Source organism: Streptomyces sp. NRRL F-2664, assembly GCF_000719345.1.
GTDB lineage: Bacteria > Actinomycetota > Actinomycetes > Streptomycetales > Streptomycetaceae > Streptomyces.
In genome coordinates this window covers 225,866-233,828 of the sequence record NZ_JOFX01000006.1, presented here as the reverse complement: position 1 = coordinate 233,828, position 7,963 = coordinate 225,866, and the positions used below count along the sequence as shown (strand labels likewise).

The window sequence follows — 7,963 nt, the reverse complement described above, 5'->3', positions numbered from 1 at the left end:
CTTGTCCGTGTAGTACCCCGTCACGTCGGCGATCAGGTCCACCGAACCGGCGTTGTTGCGCAGGTCGACCTTCCCGTTCACCACCGGCACCGTCACCAGATTCGGCACGATCTGCCCTGGTGCGAACTTCGCCGCACCCGTACCGTCACGCGTGTCCAGGAACCGCGCCGGACCGTGCGGCACGAACCGGCTCTTCGTGGCGGCCGTCGGCGCGGTCACCGTGTACGCCTTCGGCAGGTACCCGTGGGAGGGCACGCCGGTGGTGTAGCCGACGCCTTCGAGGAGCAGGTCGTACTGCCCGGCCGCCAGACCGGTGGTGTCGACCTCGACGTTCAGTGCGGTGCCCGCGGGGTCGACGGAGATCACCTTCATGGGCTTGTCCGGGAAGCCCTCACGCTTCAGCATGAGCTTGGTGCCGAGGGTGAGCCCGGTACCGCTGACAGTGGCGTGATTGCGCGTCCCGGACGGACCGGTGGAGGGGCTGATGCCCTTGGGGTCCTCGACGGGCGGCCGAACGCAGCCGGAGTGGCAGATCCCCTGGATGCTGTACTCGGCCGGAGTGGCGCTCCGGCCCGCACTCAGCATCAGCAGGGCCCGGGAGGCCTCGGAGTGGGCGTCGGTCGAGCAGGTGGCGCCGAACCCGCCCCAGCGTCCGCCGCACTGGTACCCGAGGTAGGTGCTGTCCCAGCGGCTCAGGCTCAGCAGATTCACCGCGGGCTTGCCGAAGCTGGTGGCGCTGGTGGTGCCGACGACGCTGAACGTCTGGGAGGGCTGCACGTCGATGACCGCGCAGCGGGCCGTCGAGGACTCGGTGAGGACTCCGCTGCGCACGGCGAATCCATCGACCGACACCGTGTCGGCGGTGCATTCCGGAGCCCAGCCCGCTGCCGTGGCGACCTTCCACGTGTCGACATCGGTGTGGATGGGCTCACCCTTGAAACCGGAGGCGAGCACTACCATCACGTACGAGGTCGATCCGGTGACCTGGCAGGAGACGCCCCACTGGCGGCAGATCATCCTTCCGTCGGCGTCGACCACCATCATCACCGTCGAGGGGCCGTACCGCGGTTCGTTGAGCGCGCGGGAACTCAGCCAGAACTTGTCGGTGGCGACGCCGTTCACCCGGACGCAGCGGGCGTCGAGCGCCGACGTCAGGTCGTACGGGAGCGATCGGCCGCCGACCGTCGTGGAGGCCGGGGAGGCGCACTGCGCGGTCGACGAGATGTCACGTCGGACCAGCTTGTAGGTGTCCGACCCGTAGCCCGAGAACACCACCATGGCGGTGTACGGGACACCGGCGGTGAGTCGGCAGGTGGTCACGGATTGGGGCGCCGTCGCACAGACCGCGGTGCCGGTCGGGTCCACCAGCAGGACTTCGCCGTTGACCCGGCCCTGCTGGTTGGTGTAGTCGATCACCTCGGCGGTGGAGTGCTGGTCCGCGGGCAGGCTCATGCAGTAGTGCCGCGCCGTCGACGACACCGGGGCCTGCGCGCCCCAGCTGCCGTCGAACCCGCTCCGAGGCCAGGCGGCGCAGCCCGCGGCCTCGCCGGTCCGGTGGATCACCAGCTGGTAGGCCTTGGCCGGGTCACCGCTCAGGACCGCGCGGAACGGCGCGGTACCGGTCAGCTTGCAGACGTAGAACGCGTAGCCGTCGTGTGCGCACTGCTGGGCGCCGGCCGCGTCGTAGACCGCCACGGCCGCGCTGGTGCCTTCCGCAGGGGGCCGGTTGATCAGGTACACGCCCTGGCCGGAGGAGGTCGGGAGGGTCAGGCAGAGGCGCTGCCCCGGGCCTGCGAAGGTGCCCGCGGCCGGACCGGCCGCCAGGCCGTTGTCGTGGGTCGCCGTGCAGCCGCGCGTCTCCTTGGCGGAGTGCAGGCGCATGCCGAAGGCATCGACACCGGTGGGGTGGGGGTCGAGGACCCACGTGTGGTCGCCGGCAGCGAGGTCGCAGGCGCCCTGCGCACACGCGGGCGCCGCCGGGGTGCCGTCCTGGCCGAACAGCATGCCGGTGAGCGGGGCATCGGCCTTGACCGGGCCGAAGGCGTACCCGGCGGCCTGGGCGACGCGCAGGGTGCGGCAGCGCGCGGTCGGACTCAGGTCGGGGGAGGTCCCGAAAGCCTGCGGTTCCACGAGGGCGCAGCCCTCCGGCCTGGAGAGCCGGGCGGCGCTGAAGTCGTAGGTCTCGGCGGTGCCCGAGGGAGACATCACCGAGGCCCGGAAAGGGGCCGTGCCGGCGAGCTTGCAGTCCCAGGCATTGCTGCCGCCGTCCTGGGACGAGCAGATCTCCTTGCCGGTGGCGTCGTGGACGGTCCGCACGACCCGCCAGCTGGAGGAGTACGTGCGCAGCACGTCGCCCGCAGCCAGGTCCAGCCCGTAGCAGTCGCCCGCGGAACCGATCGGCAGCGAGCCGGGGAACGCCGTCGGGGCACCGAGTCTGCGGTCGGCGGCGCCCACCGCCGTGCAGGCGGTGGAGGAGAGCAGCGGGACGTACGACACCGAGACGGTGTTCGCCGAGCCGCTGGTGCTGCGGACCTCCAGCGTGTGCGCCCCGGCTCGGGTGGTGGGGCAGCGCAGGGCTCCGTAGGAGGCGGAGCCGGTGACGCCCTCGCAGGTCACTTCGGCGCCGTCGGGTGCGACCAGCTTGGTGTGGGTCCACCCCGCCGTCCCCAGGACCTGGACCAGCAGCAGGTCCTTCTGCTGGGGCAGGGTGAGCGAGAAGGCGGCGCTCTCGTTCGGGTCGAGCGTGCAGGTGACGACCGTGTGGGCGGCGGCGGTGGCCGGGCAGTCGCCGGCCGCCGCGCTCTTCTGCAGCGTGCGTACGGCGGCCTCGTGGTCGGCCTTGGGGTCGCGCTTCGGCGGCGCCACGGGCCCGGTCTTCGGTGCGGCCGTCGCCGCTGCCGGGCCTTCTGCGCGGGCCTCGGCGGCAGGCGGGGCCGCGGCCGCGTAGGCCGGAGCGGCCTGGCCCGCGAAGGCGGCCAGTACGGCCAGCAGCAGAGCGCCCGAGGCGGCGATCGAGCCACCTCTGCCCCGTCTGTGCCGCTGTCTTCTGCCGGTCGGCAGCGAACTCATGAACCCCCCAGTCGGATGAGCCCGGCTCCTGTGGCCTGCACAGGGGCGTGGGGCAGTCGGCGCGTCGGATCCGCACTGAGGGACATAGGGATCAGTTCGGGACAGAAGCGTGCCAACTTCCCCTGATCGCACAGGTATTGGCGACCTTGCGGGCGGAGATCCCTTCACTCTAGAGCCCAGACCTGAGCGTGTTCAAAAGCGGGGCCCGGTACGGCGGGCTCGGGGGCGGTGGCGTTCAGTGGTCGGGGGGTCTGCCGCCCGGAGCCAGGTGTTCGACCAGTTCCGCCAGGTCCTCGCAGACCTGCTCGATCCGCAGTCGTACGTTGTTCTGCTCGGTGACCAGCGCGGACAGCAGCAGTCCGGTGAGCGCGGCCGCTCCGTTGAGGGCCTGCAGGTTGACCATGAGTTCCAGCAGGCCGTAGTCCACGAACGGCCCGGCGTTGTCGTTCGCCGCCGAGATGGCGAGGACCGAGATCAGCAGCGCGCACGGCGCGCTCCCGGCGAACTGGAAGCGTACGGCCGCCCAGATCAGCAGCGGGAAGACGAGGAAGAGCACGGACAGGTGGCTGCGGGTGGCCATGAGGGTGACGACCACGGACGCGACCGACAGTGCCGCCACCTCGGCCAGTCGGTAGTCGTCCCGGGGCAGCCGGGCCCGGCGCAGGACGAGCAGCAGCGGGGTCAGGACGAGCACTCCCATGGCGTCGCCGGCCCACCAGGCCGACCACACCGGCCAGAATCCGCTCCAGGGCAGGTCGCCGGTGAGGACGAGGGTGCAGGTCCCGGCCGTCGCGCTGATCAGCATGGGCAGCAGGCCGCCCAGGAAGACCAGCGCCAGCGCGTCCCGGAGCCGGTCCATCTGCTGGCGGAAGTCCACCCGGCGCAGCATCAGGTACGCGCACAGCGGCGCGAGGGTGTTCCCGGCGAGGATGCCCAGGTCGCTGAGGTCGAAGTCGCTGATGTGCTCGATGCCGAGGTAGGTGCCCAGGGAGATCCCCGGCCAGACCCGCGGGCCCAGCCAGAGCAGGGCGGTCAGAGCGATGCCGGTGGGCGGCCACAGGGGCGTGACCTCGGCGCCGTCGACGGTCACGCTCTGGTGCAGCCCGATCCGCCCGCTGACGTAGTACGTGACCGCGAGGGCGAGGACCGGCAGGAGGACCCCGGCCGGACGCCGCCACTGCCGCCATCGTCGCCATCCGTCGGTGCGCACTACAGCATCAGACAACAGCCCGCGGGCCGGGTGGGGTGTGACACGCGCGGGGCCGGGTCAAGGGGTCCCGGTGGCGGCGCCGCCCGCGGCACCGGGTGGGGCGTCGTCCGCGTCACCGGATGCGGCGGCGCCCGCGGCACCCGATGCGGCCTCGCTCGCGGCGTCGGCTCAGGGCCCGTCGGCGGCGGCCGGTCCGGGGGCGGGGCCGGTGCCGGGTTCGGTTGCGGGTTCGGGGCCGGCCGCATCGTGGCTGAGGACGAGCACCGCGGCGTCGTCGGCGTGGCCCGTCGAATCGGCCACCTTCATCACTTCGGCGGCGAGCTCGGCGGGGTCGGCGCCCGCAGCCTCCCGGACCACCTTCACCACGCGTTCCAGCCCCACCTCCAGCGGAAACCTCGGGCCCTCGACCACGCCGTCGGTGAGCAGCACGATCGATCCCGCCTCGGTGAGCCGCCGCCGGGTCACCGAGTACGCCGACCGGGGCACCAGGTTCAGCGGCAGTCCGCCGTTGTCCTCAGCTATGCCGTACTGGCCGTCTACCGTGGCCCAGACCGCCGGGACGTGACCGGCCCGGGCGCTCTCCAGCTCCCAGGTGTCCGGGTCGAAGCGGAGCAGGCTGCAGGTCGCGAAGAGGTCGCGGTTCATGGACAGCAGCACCTCGTTGGCCCTGCTCAGCACCTCGCCGGGGTCCACGACCACGGCCGCCACGGCCCGCAGGCAGATCCTGACCTGTCCCATGAAAGCGGCGGCGTCGACGTCGTGGCCCTGGACGTCACCGATGCAGAAGGCGAGTGCGCCCTCCGGCAGGCGGAACCCGTCGTACCAGTCACCGCCGATGTCCAGACCGTGCCGGGCGGGCGAATACCGGGCCGCGGTGCGCAGGCCCGGCACGCAGGGCAGCGCCGTGGGCAGCATCTCGCGTTGCAGCGCCTCCGCCAGCTCGACGCGGGCCTGCTGGAGCTCCACGCCTTGCCGAGCCTGGGCGGTGAGCCTGCCGAGCATGCTCAGCAGATCGGCGCTGGCCACCCGAGGGGGACGGCGCCGGCTCATGGAAGGCTCCGACGATGGTGCATCCATCCCTGCTTCCGCCGCCCGAAACGACGTGCCCCATCCTATTTCCGCCCGCGGAACCCCGCCCCCCGAGGCCGGAGGGGCGGTGCGCACTCCATGGTGCGCACCGCCCCTCCGTGCTGTGCCGGCGGCCTGAGGGCTACAGGAACGAGTTGATCTCGATCGTCTCGGTACGGCCCGGGCCGACGCCGATCGCGGAGATCGGGGCGCCCGACAGCTCCTCCAGGGCCTTGACGTAGGCCTGGGCGTTGGCCGGCAGGTCCTCGAAGGTCTTGGCCTTGGTGATGTCCTCCGACCAGCCGGGGAGGTATTCGTAGATCGGCTTCGCGTGGTGGAAGTCGGTCTGCGAGTACGGCAGCTCCTCGACGCGCTTGCCGTCGATCTCGTACGCGACGCAGACCGGGATCTGCTCCCAGCCGGTCAGCACGTCGAGCTTGGTGAGGAAGAAGTCGGTGAGGCCGTTCACCCGGGTGGCGTACCGGGCGATCGGGGCGTCGAACCAGCCGCAGCGGCGGTCGCGGCCGGTGGTCACACCGCGCTCGCCACCGATGCGGCGCAGGTCCTCGCCGTCCTGGTCGAACAGCTCGGTCGGGAACGGGCCCGCGCCGACGCGGGTCGTGTAGGCCTTCAGGATGCCGATGACACGGCTGATCTTCGTCGGGCCCACGCCGGTGCCGGTGCAGGCGCCGCCCGCGGTCGGGTTCGACGAGGTGACGAAGGGGTAGGTGCCGTGGTCGACGTCGAGCAGGGTGCCCTGGCCGCCCTCGAAGAGTACGACCTTGTCCTCGTCCAGCGCGTTGTTGAGGATCAGGGTGGTGTCGGCGACGTAGGGCTTGATCTGCTCCGCGTACTGGAGCATCTCCTCGACGATCTGACCGGCCTCGATCGCGCGACGGTTGTAGAGCTTGGCCAGGAGCTGGTTCTTGCCCTCCAGCGCCGCCTCGACCTTCTGGGTCAGGATCGACTCGTCGTAGAGGTCCTGGACGCGGATGCCGATGCGGTTGATCTTGTCGGCGTACGTCGGGCCGATGCCGCGGCCGGTGGTGCCGATCTTGCGCTTGCCGAGGAAGCGCTCGCCGACCTTGTCGAGGGTGACGTTGTACGGCGTGATCAGGTGCGCGTTGCCGCTGATGAGCAGCTTGGAGGTGTCGATGCCGCGCTCGTTGAGACCGCGCAGCTCGGAGAGCAGGACGGCCGGGTCGACGACGACGCCGTTACCGATGACCGGGGTGCATCCGGGGGAGAGGATGCCGGAAGGGAGAAGGTGCAGCGCGTACTTCTGGTCGCCCACGACGACCGTGTGGCCGGCGTTGTTGCCGCCCTGGTAGCGCACTACATAGTCAACGGATCCACCGAGCAGGTCGGTGGCCTTTCCCTTGCCCTCGTCACCCCACTGAGCTCCGAGCAGCACAAGAGCGGGCACAGGCGTACACCTCTTCCGGATGGGGCATGTCCAAGGTCAGGGGGGCGTACGACGATGTACGCGGGCTGAGCCGTCGGACGGGTTGCCCCGGAATAGACGAAGGCCCTGGCGCAATAGCGCAAGGGCCTCTTGCACAAAGATGCTACCCGAGGAAGGACCGAGGTGTCGGCTCCAGAGCCCACCATGAGCGAAGCGGGCGCGCCGGTAGGCGGTCTGCTGGTGCTCGTCGACCCGGTCGCCCGCCGTCTTGACGGCGAGTCCGTGCGGATCGCGAAAGACGTGCTGTCCGCGGGCGCGGCGGCGAAAATCTGCCTGCCGTCCTCGCAGGAGGAATTCGCGCGGGCACTCGCCCGCCGGGGCCATCGGCAGCCGGTGATCGTGGGCGACGACCGGGCCCTGGCGCGCACCGTGGCGCTGCTGCACCGGGAGCGGGGGCTGGGCGAAGGGGCGGTGGCGCTGGTTCCGGTGGGGCCGGCGGGGTCCTTGGCGCTCGCAAGGTCCCTGGGAGTGCCGGAGTCCGCCGTCGCGGCGGCCCGGGCGGTGCTCGACGGCTCTGCGCGGATGTGCGACCTGCTGGTCGACGACAGTGACGGGGTGGTGCTGGGCGCGCTGCGGATCCCACCGCTGCGCGGCCCGGAGCGGGGGGTGCCGCGGCCGGCCGGGCCGTCGGTGTGGAGCGCGTACCGCTCCCTGGTACGGACGCTGGTCCGCCCGGTGGCGGCGGCCGGCGGGCACCACCGGCTGCGCGTGGAGGCCGACGGGGTGCTGCTGGCGGATGTGGACCAGCCCGTCGCCGACGTCTCGGTGCGTACGCGGGGCGACGGGGAGCCGGCCGAGGTCGCGGTGCGCACGGGGGGCGGCTTCGGCGGCTCGACGGTGACGGCCCGCGCGAAGGCGGTGACGGTGTCGGGCGCGGACTTCCGCTACCGCGCCGACGGCGCGATGACGGGACCGGTCCGCCGCCGCACGTGGACGCTGCGCCCCGGCGCGTGGACGCTCACCCTGCCCCGCTGACGGACGCCCGGGGCCCAGGTGGTGCGCCCGCCCGCGGTGGCGGCCGCCGGTGGTGGTGCTCCCTGGGGCCGTGGGCTCGCGCTCGGCTGCTGGGGCGCAAACCCTGCCGGCACGGCCCTGGCCCCGGGGGAGCCGGCCCCGGCCGTACGGACGGTGCAGCTCGCGGGCGCCCCGGA

General features: G+C 72.1%; 5 protein-coding genes. 1 reads left to right on the top strand and 4 read right to left on the bottom strand.

All coding sequences use genetic code 11. The features are described from left to right. The 4 genes from IF89_RS46935 to IF89_RS0109775 form a co-directional block, all read right to left on the bottom strand. On the bottom strand, positions 1-3,069 hold a 3,069-nt coding region (locus IF89_RS46935), incomplete at its 3' end, for a hypothetical protein (protein ID WP_030764178.1). Between the two features lie 235 nt (positions 3,070-3,304). Continuing rightward, complete coding sequence (locus tag IF89_RS0109785) at positions 3,305-4,279, bottom strand: MASE1 domain-containing protein (protein WP_030764176.1); 975 nt, start codon at positions 4,277-4,279, stop codon at positions 3,305-3,307. 168 nt (positions 4,280-4,447) lie between these two features. After that, positions 4,448-5,329, bottom strand: a complete 882-nt coding sequence (locus tag IF89_RS0109780) for a PP2C family protein-serine/threonine phosphatase (protein WP_063831272.1) — start codon at positions 5,327-5,329, stop codon at positions 4,448-4,450. A gap of 160 nt (positions 5,330-5,489) precedes the next feature. Further along, positions 5,490-6,773 carry an adenylosuccinate synthase gene (locus tag IF89_RS0109775; protein WP_030764171.1) on the bottom strand — a complete coding sequence of 428 codons (1,284 nt, stop codon included), beginning with the start codon at positions 6,771-6,773 and terminating at the stop codon, positions 5,490-5,492. 183 nt (positions 6,774-6,956) lie between these two features. On the opposite strand from IF89_RS0109775, the gene IF89_RS0109770 reads away from it, so the two are divergent. Further along, on the top strand, positions 6,957-7,787 hold the full coding sequence (locus IF89_RS0109770; RefSeq protein WP_030764170.1) for a hypothetical protein: 831 nt from the start codon (positions 6,957-6,959) through the stop codon (positions 7,785-7,787). The last annotated feature ends 176 nt before the right edge of the window (positions 7,788-7,963 follow it).